The organism is Sphingomonas sp. ABOLE (genome assembly GCF_003950455.1).
GTDB classification, from domain to species: domain Bacteria; phylum Pseudomonadota; class Alphaproteobacteria; order Sphingomonadales; family Sphingomonadaceae; genus Sphingomonas; species Sphingomonas trueperi.
In genome coordinates this window covers 1-20,076 of sequence record NZ_QQWY01000051.1, presented here as the reverse complement: position 1 = coordinate 20,076, position 20,076 = coordinate 1, and the positions used below count along the sequence as shown (strand labels likewise).

Below are 20,076 nucleotides of genomic sequence, written 5' to 3'. Positions count from 1 at the left end.
TGGGGTCCCCAGGGAGGTGTCTCTCCCTGGTTTGGTTTTCCCATTTCTATCCTTTCCGGCCGTCCCTTCGGGGGCGGCCATTTTTTTGCCGGCCTGAGCGCCTACATGCCGCCGATGACTCAAAGCATTGCCATCGCCCTGGTCTCGGGCGGACTCGATTCCATGGTCTCCGCCGCGCGTGCCCGCGAGGACGGGCATCGCCTGCTGGCGCTCTCGATCGACTATAACCAGCGCCACAAGGTCGAGCTGGAAGCGGCCGCCAAGATCGCCGCGCTGCTCGGCGCCGAGCGCCATGTCGTGCTGCCGCTCGACCTGCGTGCGTTCGGCGGCTCCGCGCTCACCGCCGATATCGACGTGCCCAAGACCGGCGTCGGAGCCGACATTCCGGTCACCTATGTGCCGGCGCGCAACACCATCTTCCTCAGCCTGGCGCTGGGCTGGGCCGAGGCGGCGGGCGCGCGCGACCTGTATATCGGCGTCAACGCACTCGATTATTCGGGCTATCCCGATTGCCGGCCCGAGTTCATCGCCGGCTTCGAGAAGCTGGCCGAGCTGGCGACCAAGGCGGGCGTGGAGGGCGAGCCCTTCCGCATCCAGGCACCGCTGCAGACCATGAGCAAGGCCGACATCGTCCGCGAGGCGGCACGGCTGGGGCTCGACGCCGGGCTCAGCTGGTCCTGCTACGATCCCACCCCCGAGGGCCTGCACTGCGGGCTGTGCGACAGCTGCCGGCTGCGGTCGCGCGGGTTCGAGGAAGCTGGGCTGCCCGACCCGACCCGCTACGCCACCCACCCATGAGCTACGCCGTCAAGGAAATGTTCCTCACCCTGCAGGGGGAGGGCGTCAATGCCGGCGCGCGGGCGGTGTTCGTCCGCTTCGCCGGTTGCAACCTCTGGTCGGGCCGCGAGGAGGACCGGGCAACGGCGGTATGCCGCTTCTGCGACACCGATTTCGTCGGGATCGACGGACTGGGCGGCGGCCGGTTCGCCGATGCCGCGGCGCTGGTCGATGCGGTGGAGGGCCATTGGGGCCCCGGCCAGGACAAGCGCTTCGTGGTGCTGACCGGCGGGGAGCCGATGCTCCAGATCGACGATGCATTGGTCGAGGCGCTGCATGCCCGCGGCTTCCGCATCGCGATCGAGAGCAACGGCACGCTGCCGGTGCATCCCGGCATCGACTGGGTGTGCATCAGCCCCAAGGCGGGGAGCGAGGTGGTGCAGCGGCGCGGCGACGAGCTCAAGCTGGTCTGGCCGCAGCCGGGCACCGAGATCGCGGCGATCGAGGGCTGGGACTTCGCCCATTTCCTGATCCAGCCGATGGACAGCGCCGAGGCCGAGGCGAATACGCGCGCGGCGATTGCGGTGGCCATGGAGCGGCCGCGCTGGCGGCTGACGCTGCAGACCCACAAACTGCTGGGCCTGCGCTGATACCAAGCTGCGAGGATGAAAACCAACCGCCGCTCCCCAACCCGTCACCCGGGCGAAAGCCGGGGTCCATTGGGGTCTCACTATCGGCGCTTGCGGAGATCGAGAGGCGAATGGACCCCGGCTTTCGCCGGGATGACGACGTTGCGGTGAGATGAGTCCCATCTCCGCGACTTGGTATCAGCAAAAAAGAAGGGGTGGCGCGGCGGCCACCCCTTCTTTTTTGTATCGGCTCAGGTTTGACTCAGCCCAAGGAGCCGCACTTGCGGGCCTGGTACTCGCCCTTGCGCCAGCATTTGTCGTTGCCGAACTGCGGCAGCGGGCGCAGGACCGGCCAGACGAAGGTGACGCGACGGGTGCGGAAATGCTGCTCGCCCCAGGCCTTGAGGCTCTCGCGCAGCTCGCGCATCCGGCGCTGCGCCACATCGCCTACCGTCCCACGCGGCGCGTACACCACGTCCTGGCCGATTGAGGCGGCCGTCTGGCAGAAAGACAGCTGACCGGAGACGGTGGAAAAGCTCGAATAGACGCGGGTCGAAAACACGTCGAGCGCGTTCTGCGCGGCCTTTTTCGTCTTCGTCGTTTTTAGGAAATATTTCTCGAGCGTATCATATGCTTTATTGAACTCGTCATCATGATCTTTGCGAGCCGCGACATAGTTGTCGTCGGCCAGCAACGTCGGCTCGAACTTGCATTGCAGTGCAGCAACGTTGAGCCCGGCGCGCAGGCTCCATACCAGCGCGGCCCGCAGCTCCGCCGGCGACGCGCCCGGCAACGCCTGGGCGATCATGCCCGGCTCGGTGCCGGTAACGGGGGGACCCGACAGATCCACCGACTTGAAGAAGAATTGCGCCGAAGCAGGCGCCGAAACGCACATTGCCGCGAGGGCAGCCATGCCCAAAGTGATACGCCGACCGAGCATCCCATCCTCTTGATACCGCTATGAGAGATGTTCGTTAGGGCGTTTCGATTCGTCGCCCAAGCCCCTTTTTTCCAAACACGACGATCCGTGGACGGCGGGGAGGAGCCGGTCCCGAAACGAGAAAGGCCGCCCGGTCGCCCGGACGGCCTTTTCGTAACGTACGCCGAAGCGCGATGATTACATCGCGTTCGAAGCGTTCATCGTGCCGTTGTCGACCATCGCACCGTTGTCGACCGGAGCAGCAACGTCAACGTTGGTGACCGAAGCGTCGGTGGTGTTTTCCGGAGCAACGACTTCGGTGGTGTTGTTGACGTTGGTTTCGGTGTTGCTGGTGCACGCCGAAGCCAGGAGGGCCGCACCGGCGATCATCGAACCAGCAACGATCTTCGAAAGGACTGCACGCATGTAATAGCTCCCTAGATAATGGATTTGGACGACGCTTGTACGCCGTTAATACCCAAACCGTGCTGGGTATTAGACGGTTCGGGGGACACCCTCAAGACTCGAATTTATCCCGCGCGATCCAGAGCGTCCAAAAATGGCAAAAATGTGGCCTGGAGCGCCTTGTCGAAGCGGTCCGTCGCAATCGTTTTGCCCAGCTTGGCGGCGCTGGTGACGGGGAATTCGGCGATTCCGCAGGGTACGATGCCGGTGAAATGGGTCAGGTCCGGATCGAGATTGATGGCGAATCCGTGCAGCGTCACCCATTGGCGGATTCGCACCCCGATCGCGCCGATCTTGGCCTCGACGCCGCGATCGAGCGTCCAGATGCCGATCCGGCCGGGGGCGCGGAACGCCTCGATGCCGCAGTCGCCGAGCGCGGCGATCACCCAGCCTTCGATGGCATGGACATAGTTGCGCACGTCGCGCAGCCGCTCGCGCAGGTCGAGCACGACATAGCCGATCCGCTGGCCTGGGCCGTGATAGGTATAGCGGCCGCCGCGCCCGGTGCGGTGCACGGGGAAGCGCGGATCGAGCATTTCGGCGGGATCGGCGCTGGTGCCGGCGGTGTAGACGGGCGGGTGCTCGAGCAGCCAGACCAGTTCCTGCGCCATGTGCGCGGTGACGGCGGCGGCGCGGGCCTCCATCGCGGCATGGGCTTCGGCATAGTCGATCGGCCGGGGCTCGACCCGCCATTCGATGGTTTCGTGCATGATCGCCGCCGCTTGCGCCCTTCCGCGCCCCAAGGCAAGCATTGGCAAGGCGGTGCCCCCCGGCTAACACCCCGGGTCCCTCATGCAAGGACTTCGCCGCATGGCAAAAATGGGTATCGTCTGGGACCGGACCACGGCGTTCGTCGGCGAGCGGCTCGGGGCACTGGCGCCGATCACGCTGGCCACGCTCGTGGCGCCCGCCGTCGCCAGCAGTTGCCTTTCCGTCGCGTTCGCGATGGCCAGCCCGGGAACCCGCATGGGCGTGGGTGTGCTCGCCGTGCTGCTGTCGCTCGTTTCCTTCTGGGGCACGCTGGTGGTGATGGCGCTGGCGACGGGGGACGAAAGTCTGGCGGCAGCGGGCAGGGCCGCGGCCCGGCGCCTGCCGGCAACGCTCCTCGTGTCGTTGGCGCTGGGGCTCGCCTTCGTCGCGCTGGCGGTGCCGCTCGGCTTGATTCTCGTGGCGCGGGGGTATGACGTAACCGCGATGGCCGCCGGCCAGGGCGGCAGCGTCGTGGTGGATCCGCAGACCAGCGCCATGGTTGCCTTGTGGATGCTCGTGCTGGTCGCGGTGTGTCTCTTCGCCTTCGCGCGGCTGGTGCTCGTCAGCGCGGTGGTGCTGCGCGAGCGGGTGGCATTTGCCGCCATTCGCAGATCCTGGGCGCTCACCCGCGGGCATGGCTGGCGCATCTTCGGCATGCTGCTGCTGTTCCTGCTGATCGCGACCATCGCGCAGCTGGCCGCCCAGGCAGTATTCGGCAGCGTCTTCGCGCTGCTGCTCGGCAACGCGCCGGGGCTGACGGCGGCGCTGGTGCTCACCACGATCGTCACCGCATGCGTGCAGGGGGCGGCGATGCTGCTGCTCGCGGCGTTCCAGGGCAAGCTCTACGTCGCGCTGACGACGAACGATTCGGTGTGGCCCGCATGACGCTGCGCCTGGCCGGCCTGTTCGCCGACGCAAAGACCCTGTGGCAGCGCGAGCGGACGCTGGTGCTGCCGGTCGCGGGGCTGTTCTTCCTGCTGCCGAGCCTCGGCATGCTGCTGCTGATGGTGCAGGGGGCGCCCGATCTCGAATCGCTGTCCGACCAGGCGGTGCTGCTCGCCTTCTACCAGAAGTTCGTCGAGGCGAACGTCGTGCCGATCGCGCTCGCCTATCTGGCGGTCGACTATGGCATCCTGGCGCTGTTCAGCCTGTACCTGCGCGGGCAGGGGCAGACGCTGGGGCAGGTGATGAAGGCGGCGCTGCGGCGGCTGTTCCCGTTCCTGCTCCTCGAAGTGGCGGTGAGCATCGGCTTCCAGCTCGGCTTCTCGCTGTTCATCGCGCCCGGGCTGTTCGTCTTCGCGCGGACCTGGCTGGCGGCGCCGGCCTATGCCGCCCGGCCCGAGGCGGGGTTGATCGAGGCGTTCAAGCAGGGCTGGGTACGCAGCAGCGGGGTGACCGGGCTGTTGTTCCTGCTGGTCGCGGCGATGGTGTTCGCCGGCGGCATCGGCGCGATGGCCGTCGCGAGCATCGTCACCGGCCTGATCGCGACCGCGGCGGGCGGCGGCGCGGTGCCCGAGTTCCTCGGCTATCTGCTGCTCTCGGTGATCGGCGCGGGCGTGTGGACCGCGCTGGCGATCCTGCGCGTCGCCGCCTATCGCGCGACCGAACCCAGACAGGGAATGTGAGGCGCCGCCTCCGCAGGTAGCACGCCGAGCAGGCGCGGATCGGGAAAGGTCTCGATCGTGCGCTTGAAGGGCACGAAGCCGTGACGGCGGTAGAAGTCGAGCGCGGCGGGGTGGTCGAGCGTGCAGGTGTGGACCCACACGCGCGTCACGTCCTTGCGCCAGGCGAAAGCGAGCGCCTGCGCCATCAGCCAGTTGCCATGGCCCCTGCCGGTGATCTCCGGCACCAGCCCGACATAGGAGAGCTCGCAGGTGGCGTGCGTGCGGAAGTCGAGTTCGAGTATGCCGACTTCGACGCCGGCGCGATCTACCACCGCATAGACAGCGACCTGCGGATCGTCGAGAATCGCTCGCAGCCGCGCCTCGTCCATCACCAGCCGCGAGAACCATAGCCACGGCCCGCCGACCCGGCGGAACAGTGCGCGATATTTCTCGCTGTCCGGCGCGGGCCAGTGGACCAGCCGGAACGGGGCGGGCGGCACCGGCCGAGGCCTGAGCCGTTCGCGCATCTCCAGCGCGGTGACGATGGTGGCGAGATGATCGTTCGCGACGGGCAGCAGGCCCATGGGCTCAGCTCCAGGCGGCCATCGGCGGCAGGCTCATCAGGATCGCGTCGACATTGCCGCCGGTCTTGAGGCCGAACAGCGTGCCGCGATCGTAGATCAGGTTGAACTCGGCATAGCGGCCGCGCCATTCGAGCTGGCGCTGGCGATCGGCGTCATCGAACGGCTGGTTCATCCGCCGACGCACCAGCTTCGGGTAGATGTCGAGGAACGCGCGGCCGACATCCTGGGTGAAGGCGAAATCCGCCTCCCAGTCATTTTCGAGGTGATCGTAGAAGATGCCGCCGACGCCGCGATGCACCTGGCGATGGGGAATGTAGAAATACTCGTCCGCCCAGGCCTTGAAGCGCGGGTAATGGGCCGGATCGTGCGCGTCGCACGCGGCCTGCAGCCGGGCGTGGAAGTCGGCGGTGTCCTCGGCATAGGGCAAAGGCGGGTTGAGATCGGCGCCGCCGCCGAACCAGCGCTTGGTCGTCGTCAGGAAGCGGGTGTTCATATGGACCGCGGGCACATGCGGATTCGCCATGTGCGCAACCAGGCTGATCCCGGTGGCGAAGAAGCTGGGGTCCTCGCCCGCGCCGTGGATGGTCTTGGCGAAATCGCCTTCGAAGGCGCCGCCGACGGTGGAGACGTTGACGCCCACCTTCTCGAACACCCGGCCCTTCATCACGCCGCGCACGCCGCCGCCGCCCGGCGCGCCGCTCGCATCGACGCGGTCCCAGCCGAGATAGTCGAACGCGGCGTTCGAGCCGGCCTCGCGCTCGATCGCCTCGAACTCGGCGCAGATCGAATCGCGCAGGCCCTCGAACCAAACGCGGGCGCGCTGCTGCTGTTCGTCGAGTTCGATCACTGCGGGAATCCTTCGGTCTGGCGGAGCGCCTCGGCCAGACCGATGCCCGTTGCGACGGCGAGGTTCAAGGAGCGGAGCTCAGGCCGCAGCGGTATTCGCACCGCAGCATCGGCGTGGTCGTGCACGAAATCGGGTACGCCGCTGCTCTCGGCGCCGAACAGCAAGGTGTCGCCGGGCGTGAACCGCGCCTCGGGCAGGCGCGTGCCGCCGCGGGTGGTGAACAGGACGAGCCGGCCGGGGATGCGCGCCTCGAACGCGGTCCAGTCGGCGTGGCGGATCGTCTCGGGTTCATAGTCCATCGCCGCGCGCTTGCGGGCGCGATCGCCCCAGGGAAAACCCATAGGCTCGATCAGGTCCACCGCCACTCCCATGCACGCCGCCAGCCGCAAGATGGTGCCGACATTCCCAGCAATTTCAGGCTGGAACAACGCAACGCGAATTGTGGAGAGCGAAGTCATTTTGCAGTGCAACATTAAGGCCTTGGAGACGAGAAGATGAAAAACCCTGTTGGCAAAGCTGCATTGCGCCGTCTATCAAACTTGTAACGCCACCGGAAATCCGGCCGGCACTGAGCTTCGTTTCGTCCGCGTTCCTCTCTCCGCGGTTTTGGCGCGGAAGAGTTCCCGAAGTGCAAGGGCTAGAGCATGGCAACGTTTGAAGAAGGCGTTACTCCCGATCAGACCGTAGGCCCAGGCGGCGAAATCCTCGAGAATCCCCGTCGTCGCGATTATCTGCTGTACGCCGCCCCGGCCGTCGCGGCCGTCGGTGCAGGCGTGGTGGTGCTGCCGCTCGTCAATTCGATGAATCCGTCGGCCGACGTGCTGGCCCAGTCCACCACCGAGGTGAATCTCGCAGCGATCGAGCCCGGCCAGGCGATCAAGGCCAGCTTCCGCAAGCAGCCTTTGTTCGTCCGCAACCTGACGCCGAAGGAAATCGCCGAGGCCGATGCGGTGCCGGTCTCCAGCCTGCGCGATCCGCAGACGCTGGAGCAGCGGACCGCGGAAGGCCACAAGAACTGGCTGATCACGCTGGGCGTGTGCACCCATCTCGGCTGCGTGCCGCTGGGTGCGGGCGAGGGCGAGAATCGCGGGCCCTTCGGCGGCTATTTCTGCCCGTGCCATGGCTCGGCCTATGATACCGCCGGCCGTATCCGCCAGGGGCCGGCGCCGACCAATCTCGAAGTACCAAAATATAATTTCACGTCCGACACGGTCGTCGTTGTTGGGTGAGGAGAGACCTGGATGAGCTTTCCCTGGGCGCGCCATTACGAGCCGAAGAACCCGGTGATGAAATGGGTGGACGATCGGCTGCCGCTGCCGCGGTTCGTCTATAACGCGATCGGTGCCGGCTATCCGGTACCGCGCAATCTCAATTACTTCTGGAACTTCGGCATCCTCGCGGGGCTGTCGCTGGTGATCCAGATCGTCACCGGCATCGTGCTGGCGATGCACTTCCACAGCTCGGCCGCCGGGGCGTTCGACTCGGTCAACGGCACGATCATGCGCGACGTGAACGCGGGCTGGTTCCTGCGCTTCGCCCACGCCAACGGCGCCAGCATGTTCTTCATCGTGGTGTACATCCACATCTTCCGCGGCCTCCACTATGGATCATACAAGGCGCCGCGCGAGATGGTGTGGCTGCTCGGCGTCGTCATCTTCCTGCTGATGATGGCCACCGCCTTCATGGGCTATGTGCTCCCCTGGGGGCAGATGAGCTTCTGGGGCGCGCAGGTGATCACTGGCTTCTTCTCGGCGATCCCGGTGGTGGGCGACTGGGTCCGCATCTGGCTGCTCGGCGGCTATGCGCCGGACGATGCGACGCTCAACCGCTTCTTCTCGCTCCACTATCTGCTGCCCTTCGTGATCGCGGGCGTGATCATCCTGCACATCTGGGCGCTGCACATTCCGGGTTCGAACAACCCGACCGGCGTGGAGGTGAAGGGCGAGCAGGACACGGTGCCGTTCCACCCCTACTATACCGCCAAGGACGGCTTCGGGGTCGGCATCTTCCTGATCCTGTTCTCGATCCTGATCTTCTTCTATCCCGATTATCTGGGCCACCCGGACAACTACATCCCGGCCAACCCGCTCTCGACGCCCGCGCACATCGTGCCCGAATGGTATTTCTGGCCCTTCTACGCGATCCTGCGCGCCTTCACCGCGGATTTCATCCTGCCGGCGAAGCTGTGGGGCGTGCTGGCGATGTTCGGCTCGATCCTCCTGCTGTTCTTCCTGCCCTGGCTGGATCGCTCGCCGGTGCGCTCGGCCAATTACCGGCCGATGTACCGCATCGCCTTCTGGCTGCTGGTCGCTGACGTGCTGATCCTCGGCTGGTGCGGCGGCTCGCCCGCGGAGCCCTTCTACGTAATCACCAGCCAGATCGCGGCGGCCTATTATTTCGCGCATTTCCTGATCATCGTGCCGATCATCTCGCGGATCGAGACGCCGCGCCCGCTGCCCAATTCGATCACCGAAGCGGTGCTGAAGGGCGAGGGCGGATCGCGCATCACCGCCACCGCGGCGACGGCATAAGGGGGCCGGGAACCATGACGTCGATCTTCTTTCGCTCGATCAAGTTCCTGATCGGTGCCGGCTTCGTGTTCGTGCTGCTGCTGGCGCTGATCAGCAGCATCACCGGCCTGATCCAGGAGCCCCCCAAGGAAACCGCCGAACAGGCGCTGCACAAGCATCCGAAGGAACTGGAACTCGCCTCGAACGGGCCGCTCGGCAAGTTCGATCTCGGCCAGCTCCAGCGCGGCTTCAAGGTGTACAAGGAAGTCTGCGCGGCGTGCCACTCGCTGCACATGATTTCCTTCCGCAACCTCAAGGACCTGGGGTACAGCGACGCGCAGGTGAAGAAGATCGCCAAGGAATGGGCGATGAAGCAGCCGGTGTTCGACGAGAAGGCGGGCACCTGGGGCGAGCGCGACAACATCCCGTCCGATCGCATCCCCAAGGTCTATTATGCCGGCACCGGCAACCCGCCCGACCTCAGCCTGATCACCAAGGCGCGACATGACGGCGCGGCCTATGTCCATTCGCTGCTGACCGGCTATGGCGAGAAGCCCGATCCGGCCAAGGCGGCGCAGTTCCCGGAGGCGACGAAGACGCCCGAGGGCATGTACTTCAACCCCTATTTCGCCAATCTCAACATCGCGATGCCGCCGCCGCTGACCAGCGAGGGCCAGGTCCAGTATGACGACGGCACCCGCGCGACGGTCGACCAGATGTCGAAGGACGTCTCCGCCTTCCTCGTCTGGACCGCCGAGCCGACGCTGCAGACGCGCCACCAGGCGGGCCTCGCGGTCGTGATCTTCTTGCTGTTTGCCACCGGGCTCGCCTATGGCGCGTACCTCACGGTTTGGCGCGGCATGAAGCATTGATGGACATCCAGCAGAACGAAGACATCCGCAGTCGCATTCGCACGATCCCCGACTTTCCGAAGCCGGGGATTCTTTTTCGCGACATCACCACGCTGCTGCTCGAGCCCGAGGGGCTGCGGCTGACCATCGAGAAGATGGCGGCGCAGGTCGACGGCAAGGTCGATCTGGTCGCCGGCGTTGAGGCGCGCGGCTTCGTGTTCGGCGCGGCGCTGGCGGTGCAGCTCGGCACCGGCGTGCTGCTGATCCGCAAGGATGGCAAGCTGCCGGGCGCGACGATCGCCGAGGATTATGCGCTCGAATATGGCACCGACCGGATCGCCATCCATGCCGATGCGCTGGTGCCCGGTGCCCGGGTGCTGCTGGTCGACGACTTGATCGCCACCGGCGGCACCGCGCGCGCGGCGGTGCGGCTGCTGCGCAAGGCGGGGGCGGAGGTGGTCCAGGCCTCGTTCGTCGTCGACCTGCCCGATCTTGGCGGTGCCGATGCGCTGCGCAGCGACGGCATTCAGGTCGCGTCGCTCGTCGCCTTCGAAGGGCATTGACGGAACCCCAGCGGGCGCCCGTGCGCTTCTCCGCCCGAGGGGCGCGGCCAAGGGCATCGCCCCGCCGCGCGCCTCCGGTACAGGAGCGTAACCCATGCATATCGGTTTGAAATCCATCCTCGGCGCGGCGCTTCTCGGCGGGGCGGCGGCGCTCGGCGGCTGCATGGACGACGGCTATGGCTATGGCGGCTCGCGCGTCGCCCTAGGCTATGGCAGCGGCTATGGCAGCCCCTATTGGGGCTGGTACGATGATTATTATTACCCCGGCACCGGCGCCTATGTGTACGATCGCTACCGCCACCGCCGTGCCTGGAATGACGGCCAGCGCGCCTATTGGGAGCAGCGTCGCGGCGCCTGGCGCGGCAGCCCACGCTGGCGGAACAACTGGCGCGATTTCCGCGGACGTCCCGGCGGCTGGCGGCGGCGCTGAGCGTCACGCAGGCATGTTCCTGTCAGGCGTCGGTCTGCAGAAGCTGACGCAGGGGCGGTCGCGGGCGGTCTTCCGGCGTCCCGCCTCAATCGTGCTGTCGTAGAAGCCGCCATTACGGCCGCGCAGGAACCGGGATTCTCATCCATTGCGTTAAGAAACTATTTTTCAGAACATTTTACAGCGTGTTGTTATCATAATCGGGGGTGATGATGACGACGTATCAGCTCATGGACGAAGCCGATGTCTACGAGGCGGAGAACCGCTTCTACCTCCAGTCGCGACCGTCGCGAATGGCCAAGCTTCTCGCCCATTACGAACTCTACCGCCAGATTACGGGCTTGCCCGGAGCGGTAATCGAATTGGGGGTGTACAAGGGCGCCTCGTTCATGCGCTTTGCCAGCTTTCGCGACCTGCTCGAAAACGCGCACAGTCGCCCGCTGATTGGCTTTGATGCTTTTGGCGATTTTCCGCGGGAAGGCGTTGAAGGATCCGCCGATCGCAGCTTTATCGAACGTTTCGAGGCAGCCGGCGGCCAAGGCATCGCCCGCGGTGACTTGGAGACGCTGCTGCTTGCGAAGGGGTATGGCAATACCGAGCTGGTGGAGGGGAACATCCTCCGCACGTTGCCCGCCTATTTGGAGCGCCATCCGGCGCTGAAGGTCGCGTTTCTTCATCTCGACGTGGACGTATACGAACCTACCGCCTTTGCGCTTGAGCTGCTGCTGCCGCGCATGGTGCGCGGTGGCTTGGTAGTGTTCGACGATTATGGTCTGGTCGATGGTGCCACACGTGCCGCCGACGAGGCGTGCGAGCGGCTCGGCGCGGGCATGGCCAAGCTCTCTAACTATGTGATCCCCGGTTATTTCCGCATGCCCTGAGTTGCAATCGTGCGGATGCGGCAGATCACGCTGCCGTGCGGCGCGCGATCAGGGCATTGGCGATGAAGGTGAGGACCGGTTCGCCCTGCTGGTTGAAGGTCGTCAGCCGGCTGCGGACGATGCCCATGTCCGGGCGGCTCTGCGAGGCGCGGGCCTCGAGCACTTCGGTTTCGCAACGGAGCACGTCACCGGGGTAGACCGGCTTCAGCCAGCGCAGTTCGTCGACGCCCGCCGCGCCCAGGCTGGCGATCGGGTTAGCCTCGTAGTGCGCGACCAGCATCGCCATCGTCATCGCGTTGGTGTGCCAGCCGCTCGCCGCGAGCCGCCCGAAATGGGTCTTGGCCGCCGCCTCGTCCGAGAGGTGGAAGGGCTGGGGATCATATTTCCGCGCGAATTCGAGTACTTCCTCGCGGGTAACGGCGTAGCGGCCGAAGCTGGCACGGTCGCCAGGCTGGATGTCGTCGAAATAGCGCATGGCAACGAGTTTCATTGAGAAACCCGTTGCTGGCAAGCGGATTCAGTGGGGCCGGAGCAGCGGGCGGAAGGGCGCGTCGTCCCCGTCGAGATCGGTTCGTGACGGCAGCCCTAACAGATCGCGGAGCAGCGGGGTGACGTCGACATTGTCGAACGCGGGCAGCGTGCCGTGGCGAAAGGCGGGGCCGGCGGCGACAAACAGCGCGGCCATGTCTGCCGAGCGATTGTCATAGCCATGTTCGCCGCGGGTGAAGGGCGCGTCGGGTAGTTTCTCGGCGATCGTCCAGCGCGGTTCGGCGAGGCAGAAGAGCGCGGCGATGCGCGGATTGCTGCCGTAGCGCAAGCGCGCCGGGATCTCGGCCTTGCGCCAGCATTCCATGTGCGGATGGCGGCCGAGCAGAGTCTTCTCGACCACCGCTTCCTTGCCGGGCAGGGGGGTGAGCGCGGCGAAGGGGCCGGCTTCGATCAGATGGTAGCTGTCCCTGGGCAGGTTGAGCGGGATGACGCGGGTGTCGCGGGTCTCGGACATGCCGTGGTCCGAGACGACGACGAGGTTCGCGGGCTGGTGGAGCGCGGCGAGGCCCTCGACCAGCGCGCCGATCTGCGCGTCGACTGCGGCGGCGGCCTGGGTGACCTCGGGTGAGTTGGGCCCATGTTGATGGCCGACCACGTCCACGCGGTCGAAATAGAGGGTGACGAAGCGCGGGCGGTTGGCGGCGGGGCGGCGCAGCCAGTCGAGCACGGTGTCGACGCGCTGGGTGTCGTTCACTGCCTGGTTGTACTGGAGCCAGTCGTGCGGGCGGGTGCCGCCGGCATAGTCGCCGTGATCGGGCCTGGTGACCTTGCTGCCCCAGGCGACATTCGATCCCGGCCAGAAAACCGTGCCGGTGCGGATGCCGGCCTTTTCCGCCTCGACCCAGATCGGTGCGGCGGCGTTCCACCAATAGGGCGCGTCGCTGGCGGTGGTGAAGGTCTCGCCCGGGTGGGCGGGGTCTTCCATCCGATTGCCGACGATGCCGTGATGGTCGGGGACCAGGCCGGTGACGAGCGTCCAGTGATTGGGGAAGGTCTTGCTCGGGAAGCTCGGGCGCATCGGGCCGGTGATGCCCTGCGCGGCGAGCCGGGTGAGGTTGGGGGTGACGCCGCGCTGGAGATGGTCCGCGCGGAAGCCGTCGATCGAGATCAGGATCGTGACGGGTGCGCGCGCTTCGACCGCCGCGGGGGGCGGGGGCGGGGCCTGGACCGGCGGGGTGGCACAGGCCTGGAGGACCGCGATCAGCGCGGCGGCGGCGATTCTGGTGGTCCAGCGCATGGGGTGCGCCATGCGCCGGAATTGTTGCGGGGGGAAGACCTCGGGTGCTTACCGCCCCAGCGCCAGCCGCGCGAAGAGCGTGTAGCTCAGCGGCGCCTTGCCGTACGCCGCATCGAGCACCGACGGCTTGGCATAAGCCGCCACCGATCCGCCCAGCGCCAGCTCGGTCTGGTTTGCGAGTGGGATCCGGTACGCATAGCCTCCCTCGAACCGCGTCACCCGGAACTTGCGGTCGTGCAGCGGATCGTCATGGTCCGGGAAGAGCTCGTCATTGGCGACATTCTCCACCCGCCCGAACAGGCTGTGGCGGTTGGTCAGGTCCCAGTTCGCCTCCGCCGTGAACGCGCTCAGCACCGGACCCGGCAGCCGGTGCTTGGCGGCATAGCCGACCATCGCCGAGACCTTGCCGCTGCTATAGTGGAGGCTGGCGGTGGTGCGCTGCTCGTCCTCGCCGGCGTGGGTCACTTCGGGGTTCTTGAGGTGCCCGGTCGAGACCTGCGCCACCCAGTTGTCCGTCGGCGACCAGCTGGCGCGCACGCTCCAGCTGTCGAGCTTGATCGGGTCGATGTCCCAGCGATGCTCGTCGGGCTCGCGGCCGTTGAACCAGGATCCTTCGAGCTGCACGCGGCCAGCCTGCACGCCGCCGGTGACGACGCCATAGGTGATGTGGCTGCTGTCGAACCAGTGATGCGCGATCGGCGACAGCGCGAAATAACGGGCCGAGCGGCGGTGCATGAAGGCGCTGGGGCCGAGCGCCGGCTCGGCGACGGGGCCGCCATAGACGAACAGCTTGGTGCCCGGCGCCACCTGGGTATCGGCGCGCGCGGAGAGCTCCATGAACAGGTCGTGCGGGTGCTGGCGATCGACCAGCGGCTGGCCGTTGGCGGTCTCACCGCTCGCGAACAGATTGGGATAGCCGCGCTGGCCCATGGCGGGCTCGAGGCTGCCCATCGCGCGGAGCTGGAGCGACGTGCCGCCCCAGTCGCGCGTGGCGCTGAGCATCGCCATCGATTCGACGAACGCCTCGTCCTTGCCGCGCGGCCCGCCCTGATCGGTGTACACGCCCCAGAGATAGCCATGCGCCATCACCATCCAGTCGCCATGGCTGAGCATCACGCCGCGCATCGGCCCGTCGGCCTGGGGCAGCAGCGAGGTGCCCGAGCCGCCGGCGGCATGGTCGGAGCCGCCCATGCGCATCATCGGCATCGGCTGGTCCGCGGTCATGCCGTTCATGGTGTGGCCCATCGCGGCATGGTCCTGCGGCGTGGGCTCGGCGGGCATCGACCCCATGTCGTGCATGCTGTGATCCTCCTGCGCAAAGGCGGGCAGGGGGGCGATCAGAGCGAGGGCGGCGAAAGTGGTACGCAAGGGTCAGGCTCCCAGCAGGGGTCGCGCGAGCATCCAGAGGCCCATCGCGATCATCATCAGGTTTTCGGTGAGCGACACGAAGCCGAGCGGCACGTTGCTGTCGCCGCCGACACAGGCGCATTTGAGCTCGCGGCGATCGACATAGACCGCCTTGAACACCGACACGGCACCGATCCCGCCGATGCACAGCGCCAGCGGGGCGGAGAACCAGGTCAGCACATTGGCGGTCATCAGCAGCCCGGCGGTCGCCTCGGCAAAGGGGTAGAGCGTGGCATAGGGCACCCAACGGCGGGCGAGCAGGTCGTAGCCGAGGAACATCGTCGCGAAGCCCGCCACGTCGCGCAGCTTGAGCATCGCCAGCAGGCACATCGCGAAGCTGACGAACCACTCGCCCGCGCGCATCGTGAACGGCGTCGCATAGGCGGCATGGCTGGCGGCGAGCGCCAGCAGCGCGGCGATGGCGAACAATGCGATCACCGGGCGATAGGTCTTCGCCTTGGGATCGCGGACCTTCAGGCCGAGGAACTGGCGGAGATCGTCATGCCCGCCGATGCGGCGCTCGCCTATGAACACCTGCGGCGTTGTCGTCACGCCGTGGCGCGCCTTGAAGGCGTCGGTTTCCTCACGCGTGGTGAGGTGGCGATCGTCGACCGTGTAGCCGTGGCTTTTGAGCAGGTGCAGGGCGCGCAGGCCCCAGGGGCAGACATGCGTGCCCATCACCATGCGGTAGAGAATTGCGCTTTTTTCCGAGGCGGATGACATGGGGTTTCCTTCACTCCGCACCCCCTATAAGCTCCGTACCATGGTACGGAGTCAAGCCATGTCGCAGCTTACGATCGGAAAGCTCGCCGATGCCGGCGGGGTGGGGGTGGAAACGGTGCGCTATTACCAGCGGCGCGGGCTGCTGCCGACGCCCGAGCGGGGTGGCGGGCCCGATGCGGGCGTGCGGCGATATGGCGAGGAGGAAGTGCGACGGCTGCGCTTCATCCGATCGGCGCAGGCGGCGGGGTTCACGCTCGAGGAGATCGGCGAACTGCTCGAACTCGACGCGACCGACGATCGGGCGCGGGCACGCGAACTCGCGCGGGCACGGATCGCAGCGCTCGACGTGAAGATCGCCGAGCTGGTCCAGGCGCGCGAGGGGCTCGCCCGGCTGGCGCGGGAGTGCGGATCGGGCAAGGCGGGGCCGTGCCCGATCCTGACGGCGTTCGAGGGGTAGGGGGGCAGGTTAGGCTGGGCGAGGCGACGCCCTTTACTCTCCTCCCGCACGCGGGAGGGGGGTGTACGGGGGCAGCTCAGTACGCCATCTCGAACGCAGCTTCAGACGCGCCGCTGCGATACCCCGCCACCTCCTCGTCCACCCGGAACGCCTCGGCATTGCCGAGCAGCGTCGCCGCCTCGCGGTCGAGCGAGCGGGCGGCGGCGGAGGTCTGTTCCACCATCGCGGCGTTCTGCTGGGTGGCGGTCTCCATCTCGACCACCGACCGGGTGATGTCGGAGATCGCGCTGGCCTGCGAGCGATTGTCCTCGCGCAGCGCCTGGAGCAGTTCCTGGACGCCGTCGAAATTCTCGACGATCTCGACCAGCGCCGCATCGACCGCGCGGACTTCGCTGGCGGCGGTGGCGACGTCGATCTGGGTCTCGTTGATCAGGTCGCGGCCGCGCTTGGCCTCTTCCTCGGCGCGCAGCGCGAGCGCGGAGACGAGATCGGCGACCACCGCGAACCCGCGGCCCGCTTCCCCGGCGCGGCCCGCCTCGACCGCGGCGTTCATCGCCAGCACGCGCGTCTGGAAGGAGATCTTGTCGAGCCCCTCGACCACCGTGTCGATTGCATTGGCGCGTTCGGAGACGCTGTTCATCGCGATCGCGGCGTTCTGGGCGGTGCTGCGGCCGGCATGGACCATGGCGCCCGCCTGCTCGGCGCGTGCCATGGTGGCCTCGGCGGACTGGCTGCTGCTCTTGAGCCGGTTCTCGATCAGCTGGATCGCGGCGCTGGTTTCCTGGAGCGTATGCGCGGTCGTCTCGGTGCGGTGGGCGAGGTCTTCCGACGCGGTGGCGATCTCGCTGGAGCCGGTGCCGATGTTGCGCGCGCCATGGATCGTAGTGCGCAGCATCGCCGAGAGCGCGCTGGCGGCGCGGTTGAAGCTGACGCGCACCGGCTCGTAGACACCGGGGAAGGGGCTGGTGATGCGGTGGCGCAGGTCCCCCTTTTCCAGCGCGGCGAGCGCGGCGCCGAGCATTTCGCCGACATTCTCCTGCTCGGCGAGATGCGCCGCATCCATCTCGGCGCGACTGCGCGCGGCGGCGTGGAAGCGGGCGACGGCCTGGGCGATGTTGCCCAGCTCGTCGGTGCGGTCGCGATAGGGGATGGCGGTGTCCTGCCCGCGCGACAGCGTGGTGGTCGCCTGGGCGACCTGGGCCAGCGGCTGGGCGACGCGGCGCGTAAGCCACCAGGCGAACCAGCCGATCGTGCCGAACAGCGCGAGCGCGAGCAGGGTCAGCGCGCCGATCGAGGCCCAGAGCGACTGGGACGAGCGGTCGCCGAACGCGGCCTGCTCCTCGGCGGTGGCCTTGACCAGCGCGTCGATCGCCTTGCGGTGGGCGTCATAGGCTTGCGTCAGCACGGCGTAGCGGGCGCGGGCGGTACCCATGTCGTTCGCGGCGATCGCATCGAGGAACGATCCCTGCGCCTCCTGCCAGAAGCGCATTGCCGGCGTGTGCGTGTCGGCGAGGATCGCGCGCTTCAGATGATCGGGGAGGGCGGACTGCTCCCACACTGCATGACGGTCATCATAGGCCTTGCGCAGCTCGGCGAGGCGGGCGCGGGTGGCGTCGATCCGTTCCGGGTGATCGAGCAGCAGCGTCGCTTCGAGATAGGGCTCGATGATATATTCGGGCGGGGGCAGGATGTCGGCGTTGAGATCGGCGATCTCCATCGAGGCGCGGTGCATCGGGCCGCCCATCCGGATCGCGTGAATCCGCCAGGCCGAAACGGCGAAGGCGATGGCCAGAAGCAAGATCAGCGCAATCGCGCCGCTGCGAACCCGCGCGGTAATCGTCATGCAGTCCCCCCCGAGTGGTCTGTGCCCCCGTACCGGAACCATTGTAGAAACATTTCTAGCGCGTTGCGAGAAGAAGCGAAGATTTGTTGCGCGATCGGCCTGCGCGCGTTCTGCTGCGCGCGCTGCCGGCAAGCGCGGCTTACATAGGTTGTCGCCCCCACGCGCAGAATGAACGATTGCGGTGCAGAAACATTGTGCCCGCCGCGGGGCTGGCGTGATACGCGGTGTGGAGGCGCATGATGGGCGACGAAGGCTACCCGATCGGTGGGGGGCAGCTGGGGCAGCTAATTCGGGATTTCGACTGGGCGGCAACGTCGATCGGGCCGCTCGCGCAGTGGCCGCAGAGCCTGAAATCGGTCACCCAGATGCTGCTTCTCTCGCCGGTGCCGATCGTGCTGCTGTGGGGCGAAGACGGCGTGATGATCTACAACGACGCCTATTCCGAATTCGCCGGCAGCCGGCACCCGGCGCTGCTGGGATCGAAGGTGCGCGAGGGCTGGTCAGAAATCTCCGACTTCAACGACAACGTCATGCGGGTGGGCCTGAGCGGCCAGACGCTGGCCTATCGCGACCAGGAACTGGCGCTGCAGCGGCGCGGCAAGCTGGAGCCGGTGTGGATGGACCTGGATTATTCGCCGGTGCTCGATGAATCGGGCGCGCCGGCCGGGGTAATCGCGATCGTGGTCGAGACCACGCAGAAGGTGCTGGCCCAGCGCCAGCTGCGCGAGAGCGAGCGGCGGCTGCGCGCGTTCGTCGAGGCGACCTCGGACGCGATCTACCGGATGAGCCCGGACTGGTCCGAGCTCATCCACATGGATGGCGGCACCTTCCTCACCCATGCCAGCGCCGCCCAAACCGACTGGATGGAGGCCTATCTCCATCCCGAGGATATCCCGCGGGTGCAGGCCGCGATCGCCGAGGCGGTGGCGACGCGCCGGCCGCTCGAGCTCGAACACCGCGTCCATCAGGCCGACGGGAGCATCGGCTGGGTCGCCTCGCGCGCAGTGCCGCTCACCGACGAGGCGGGCACTCTGGTCGAATGGTTCGGGGCGGCCTCGGACATCACCGAGCAGCGGCGCACCAACGAGCATCTGCGGCTGGTGATCAACGAACTCAACCACCGGGTGAAGAACACGCTGGCGATGGTGCAGGCGATCGCGATGCGCACCTTCCGCGCCGCGCCCGATCTCGCGGTGGCGCAGGAGCAGTTCGCCGCGCGGCTGGTCGCGCTGGCGCAGGCCAACGACCTGCTCACCGGCGAGCGCTGGGCCGGGGCGTCGCTGCGCGAGGCGATCGACCAGGCAGTGCGTCCGCACCAGCATGATCCGGCGCGCTGCACGCTGGAGGGTGCCGACGTCCGCATCTCGCCCAAGACGGCGCTGGCGATGGCGCTGGCGATGCACGAGCTTTCCACCAATGCGGTGAAATACGGCGCTTGGTCGAACGAGACGGGGCGGGTGGCGATCGCCTGGTCGGTCGCGGGCGGCCAGCTGCGACTCGAATGGCGCGAGCGTGACGGGCCGATCGTGGTGGCGCCGGCGCGGCGCGGTTTCGGATCGCGGCTAATTGAACGGGGCCTGGCGGGGGAACTTGGCGGCGCGGTGACGCTTTACTTCGAGCCTGAGGGGCTGCGCTGCACCGTCCAGGCGCCGCTTGCCGCCGTGACCGTGGAGTGAGTTCGTGCGTGTCCTGATCGTCGAAGATGAAATGACGATCGCCTTCCTGATCGAGGACATGCTGGAGGATCTCGGCCACGAGGTGGTGGAGATCGCGATGCGGCTCCCCGAGGCACTGGAGGCGGCGCGGCGAGTGGAGGCCGATCTGGCGATCCTCGACGTCAATCTCGACGGCCATCGGTCGTTCCCGGTGGCGGACATTCTTGCCGAGCGCGCGATTCCCTATGCCTTTGCGACTGGGTACGGCGCGCTGGGGCTGGAGGGCGCCTATCGCGAGCGGCCAGTGCTGGCCAAGCCGTTCCTGCGCGAGCATCTGGCCGCGCTGATCGTAAAAGCGTGTGGGTAAATTCTTAAGCCCCTCCCTTTCAGGGGAGGGG

At 67.1% G+C, this 20,076-nt stretch carries 24 protein-coding genes; 13 read left to right on the top strand and 11 right to left on the bottom strand.

Annotated features, from left to right (window positions below):
* Positions 1–105 precede the first annotated feature (105 nt).
* Together queC and queE are read left to right on the top strand one after the other, a co-directional pair.
* A complete protein-coding gene (gene queC / locus CA234_RS21550; RefSeq protein ID WP_126002727.1) occupies positions 106–798 on the top strand; it encodes a 7-cyano-7-deazaguanine synthase QueC in 693 nt (230 codons plus the stop codon).
* Entirely contained in the window at positions 795–1,427 is a 633-nt protein-coding gene (gene queE, locus CA234_RS21545; RefSeq protein WP_126002726.1) for a 7-carboxy-7-deazaguanine synthase, read from the top strand. Before queC ends, queE begins: the two co-directional genes overlap by 4 nt.
* A 241-nt stretch (positions 1,428–1,668) precedes the next feature.
* Here queE and CA234_RS21540 read toward each other — a convergent pair whose 3' ends face one another.
* From CA234_RS21540 to lipB, 3 genes are all read right to left on the bottom strand, one after another.
* On the bottom strand, positions 1,669–2,319 hold the full coding sequence (locus CA234_RS21540) for a hypothetical protein (protein ID WP_241213629.1): 651 nt from the start codon (positions 2,317–2,319) through the stop codon (positions 1,669–1,671).
* Positions 2,320–2,523: 204 nt separating this feature from the next.
* A complete protein-coding gene (locus CA234_RS21535) occupies positions 2,524–2,751 on the bottom strand; it encodes a hypothetical protein (RefSeq protein ID WP_093294052.1) in 228 nt (75 codons plus the stop codon).
* A 104-nt stretch (positions 2,752–2,855) separates the two neighbouring features.
* Positions 2,856–3,500, bottom strand: coding sequence for a lipoyl(octanoyl) transferase LipB (gene lipB, locus CA234_RS21530; RefSeq protein ID WP_125977936.1), 645 nt, complete (start codon positions 3,498–3,500; stop codon positions 2,856–2,858).
* Between the two features lie 100 nt (positions 3,501–3,600).
* Here lipB and CA234_RS21525 point away from each other — a divergent pair, with 100 nt between their 5' ends.
* Positions 3,601–4,425 carry a hypothetical protein gene (locus tag CA234_RS21525; protein ID WP_126002725.1) on the top strand — a complete coding sequence of 275 codons (825 nt, stop codon included), beginning with the start codon at positions 3,601–3,603 and terminating at the stop codon, positions 4,423–4,425.
* Positions 4,422–5,165, top strand: coding sequence for a hypothetical protein (locus CA234_RS21520; RefSeq protein WP_125977940.1), 744 nt, complete (start codon positions 4,422–4,424; stop codon positions 5,163–5,165). Before CA234_RS21525 ends, CA234_RS21520 begins: the two co-directional genes overlap by 4 nt.
* Here CA234_RS21520 and CA234_RS21515 read toward each other — a convergent pair.
* From CA234_RS21515 to CA234_RS21505, 3 genes are read right to left on the bottom strand one after another with little or no spacing between them, the layout of a single operon-like run.
* Positions 5,132–5,728, bottom strand: coding sequence for a GNAT family N-acetyltransferase (locus tag CA234_RS21515; RefSeq protein WP_126002724.1), 597 nt, complete (start codon positions 5,726–5,728; stop codon positions 5,132–5,134). The two genes, CA234_RS21520 and CA234_RS21515, sit on opposite strands and share 34 nt — an antisense overlap.
* A gap of 4 nt (positions 5,729–5,732) precedes the next feature.
* Complete coding sequence (hemF, locus tag CA234_RS21510; protein ID WP_126002723.1) at positions 5,733–6,575, bottom strand: oxygen-dependent coproporphyrinogen oxidase; 843 nt, start codon at positions 6,573–6,575, stop codon at positions 5,733–5,735.
* Positions 6,572–7,015 (bottom strand): tRNA (cytidine(34)-2'-O)-methyltransferase, encoded by a 444-nt coding sequence (locus CA234_RS21505; protein WP_126002734.1) that lies wholly within the window; start codon positions 7,013–7,015, stop codon positions 6,572–6,574. Before CA234_RS21505 ends, hemF begins: the two co-directional genes overlap by 4 nt.
* Positions 7,016–7,219: 204 nt before the next feature.
* Between CA234_RS21505 and petA the strand changes: the two genes are divergently transcribed.
* The 6 genes from petA to CA234_RS21475 all read left to right on the top strand — a co-directional run bounded on the left by petA (position 7,220) and on the right by CA234_RS21475 (position 11,807).
* Positions 7,220–7,804, top strand: coding sequence for a ubiquinol-cytochrome c reductase iron-sulfur subunit (gene petA / locus CA234_RS21500; RefSeq protein ID WP_206431273.1), 585 nt, complete (start codon positions 7,220–7,222; stop codon positions 7,802–7,804).
* Positions 7,805–7,816: 12 nt separating this feature from the next.
* A complete protein-coding gene (locus tag CA234_RS21495; protein ID WP_126002722.1) occupies positions 7,817–9,106 on the top strand; it encodes a cytochrome b N-terminal domain-containing protein in 1,290 nt (429 codons plus the stop codon).
* Between the two features lie 14 nt (positions 9,107–9,120).
* A complete protein-coding gene (locus CA234_RS21490; RefSeq protein WP_125977948.1) occupies positions 9,121–9,957 on the top strand; it encodes a cytochrome c1 in 837 nt (278 codons plus the stop codon).
* Positions 9,957–10,499 (top strand): adenine phosphoribosyltransferase, encoded by a 543-nt coding sequence (locus CA234_RS21485; protein WP_126002721.1) that lies wholly within the window; start codon positions 9,957–9,959, stop codon positions 10,497–10,499. Before CA234_RS21490 ends, CA234_RS21485 begins: the two co-directional genes overlap by 1 nt.
* 94 nt (positions 10,500–10,593) lie before the next feature.
* Positions 10,594–10,929 (top strand): hypothetical protein, encoded by a 336-nt coding sequence (locus CA234_RS21480; protein ID WP_126002720.1) that lies wholly within the window; start codon positions 10,594–10,596, stop codon positions 10,927–10,929.
* A gap of 206 nt (positions 10,930–11,135) precedes the next feature.
* The gene (locus CA234_RS21475; RefSeq protein WP_241213628.1) at positions 11,136–11,807 is read left to right on the top strand and encodes a TylF/MycF/NovP-related O-methyltransferase; all 672 of its coding nucleotides are present in this window, start codon (positions 11,136–11,138) and stop codon (positions 11,805–11,807) included.
* Between the two features lie 25 nt (positions 11,808–11,832).
* Here CA234_RS21475 and CA234_RS21470 read toward each other — a convergent pair whose 3' ends face one another.
* From CA234_RS21470 to CA234_RS21455, 4 genes are read right to left on the bottom strand one after another with little or no spacing between them, the layout of a single operon-like run.
* A complete protein-coding gene (locus CA234_RS21470) occupies positions 11,833–12,282 on the bottom strand; it encodes a MaoC family dehydratase (RefSeq protein ID WP_126002733.1) in 450 nt (149 codons plus the stop codon).
* Positions 12,283–12,324: 42 nt separating this feature from the next.
* Positions 12,325–13,593: an ectonucleotide pyrophosphatase/phosphodiesterase gene (locus CA234_RS21465; RefSeq protein ID WP_126002718.1), complete on the bottom strand. Its 1,269-nt coding sequence runs from the start codon at positions 13,591–13,593 to the stop codon at positions 12,325–12,327.
* A 48-nt stretch (positions 13,594–13,641) separates the two neighbouring features.
* Complete coding sequence (locus CA234_RS21460) at positions 13,642–14,961, bottom strand: hypothetical protein (RefSeq protein WP_241213627.1); 1,320 nt, start codon at positions 14,959–14,961, stop codon at positions 13,642–13,644.
* 3 nt (positions 14,962–14,964) lie between these two features.
* Entirely contained in the window at positions 14,965–15,723 is a 759-nt protein-coding gene (locus CA234_RS21455; protein ID WP_126002717.1) for a glutaredoxin, read from the bottom strand.
* A 58-nt stretch (positions 15,724–15,781) separates the two neighbouring features.
* On the opposite strand from CA234_RS21455, the gene CA234_RS21450 reads away from it, so the two are divergent.
* Complete coding sequence (locus CA234_RS21450) at positions 15,782–16,180, top strand: MerR family DNA-binding protein (RefSeq protein WP_125972890.1); 399 nt, start codon at positions 15,782–15,784, stop codon at positions 16,178–16,180.
* A gap of 76 nt (positions 16,181–16,256) precedes the next feature.
* Here CA234_RS21450 and CA234_RS21445 read toward each other — a convergent pair whose 3' ends face one another.
* Positions 16,257–18,023 carry a methyl-accepting chemotaxis protein gene (locus tag CA234_RS21445; protein WP_164521906.1) on the bottom strand — a complete coding sequence of 589 codons (1,767 nt, stop codon included), beginning with the start codon at positions 18,021–18,023 and terminating at the stop codon, positions 16,257–16,259.
* Positions 18,024–18,259: 236 nt separating this feature from the next.
* Here CA234_RS21445 and CA234_RS21440 point away from each other — a divergent pair, with 236 nt between their 5' ends.
* On the top strand, positions 18,260–19,699 hold the full coding sequence (locus CA234_RS21440) for a PAS domain-containing sensor histidine kinase (RefSeq protein ID WP_241213626.1): 1,440 nt from the start codon (positions 18,260–18,262) through the stop codon (positions 19,697–19,699).
* A 4-nt stretch (positions 19,700–19,703) separates the two neighbouring features.
* Positions 19,704–20,045: a response regulator gene (locus tag CA234_RS21435; protein ID WP_125972886.1), complete on the top strand. Its 342-nt coding sequence runs from the start codon at positions 19,704–19,706 to the stop codon at positions 20,043–20,045.
* Positions 20,046–20,076 lie beyond the last annotated feature (31 nt).

Excerpts from the sequence above, each read along its gene's own strand:
- queC (WP_126002727.1), top strand. The coding sequence starts at position 106 with ATGCCGCCGATGACTCAAAGCATTGCCATCGCCCTGGTCTCGGGCGGA.
- queE (WP_126002726.1), top strand. The coding sequence starts at position 795 with ATGAGCTACGCCGTCAAGGAAATGTTCCTCACCCTGCAGGGGGAGGGC.
- CA234_RS21540 (WP_241213629.1), bottom strand. The coding sequence starts at position 2,319 with ATGGCTGCCCTCGCGGCAATGTGCGTTTCGGCGCCTGCTTCGGCGCAA.
- CA234_RS21535 (WP_093294052.1), bottom strand. The coding sequence starts at position 2,751 with ATGCGTGCAGTCCTTTCGAAGATCGTTGCTGGTTCGATGATCGCCGGT.
- lipB (WP_125977936.1), bottom strand. The coding sequence starts at position 3,500 with ATGCACGAAACCATCGAATGGCGGGTCGAGCCCCGGCCGATCGACTAT.
- CA234_RS21525 (WP_126002725.1), top strand. The coding sequence starts at position 3,601 with ATGGCAAAAATGGGTATCGTCTGGGACCGGACCACGGCGTTCGTCGGC.
- CA234_RS21520 (WP_125977940.1), top strand. The coding sequence starts at position 4,422 with ATGACGCTGCGCCTGGCCGGCCTGTTCGCCGACGCAAAGACCCTGTGG.
- CA234_RS21515 (WP_126002724.1), bottom strand. The coding sequence starts at position 5,728 with ATGGGCCTGCTGCCCGTCGCGAACGATCATCTCGCCACCATCGTCACC.
- petA (WP_206431273.1), top strand. The coding sequence starts at position 7,220 with ATGGCAACGTTTGAAGAAGGCGTTACTCCCGATCAGACCGTAGGCCCA.
- CA234_RS21495 (WP_126002722.1), top strand. The coding sequence starts at position 7,817 with ATGAGCTTTCCCTGGGCGCGCCATTACGAGCCGAAGAACCCGGTGATG.
- CA234_RS21490 (WP_125977948.1), top strand. The coding sequence starts at position 9,121 with ATGACGTCGATCTTCTTTCGCTCGATCAAGTTCCTGATCGGTGCCGGC.
- CA234_RS21485 (WP_126002721.1), top strand. The coding sequence starts at position 9,957 with ATGGACATCCAGCAGAACGAAGACATCCGCAGTCGCATTCGCACGATC.
- CA234_RS21480 (WP_126002720.1), top strand. The coding sequence starts at position 10,594 with ATGCATATCGGTTTGAAATCCATCCTCGGCGCGGCGCTTCTCGGCGGG.
- CA234_RS21475 (WP_241213628.1), top strand. The coding sequence starts at position 11,136 with ATGATGACGACGTATCAGCTCATGGACGAAGCCGATGTCTACGAGGCG.
- CA234_RS21470 (WP_126002733.1), bottom strand. The coding sequence starts at position 12,282 with ATGCGCTATTTCGACGACATCCAGCCTGGCGACCGTGCCAGCTTCGGC.
- CA234_RS21465 (WP_126002718.1), bottom strand. The coding sequence starts at position 13,593 with ATGCGCTGGACCACCAGAATCGCCGCCGCCGCGCTGATCGCGGTCCTC.
- CA234_RS21455 (WP_126002717.1), bottom strand. The coding sequence starts at position 15,723 with ATGTCATCCGCCTCGGAAAAAAGCGCAATTCTCTACCGCATGGTGATG.
- CA234_RS21450 (WP_125972890.1), top strand. The coding sequence starts at position 15,782 with ATGTCGCAGCTTACGATCGGAAAGCTCGCCGATGCCGGCGGGGTGGGG.
- CA234_RS21445 (WP_164521906.1), bottom strand. The coding sequence starts at position 18,023 with ATGACGATTACCGCGCGGGTTCGCAGCGGCGCGATTGCGCTGATCTTG.
- CA234_RS21440 (WP_241213626.1), top strand. The coding sequence starts at position 18,260 with ATGATGGGCGACGAAGGCTACCCGATCGGTGGGGGGCAGCTGGGGCAG.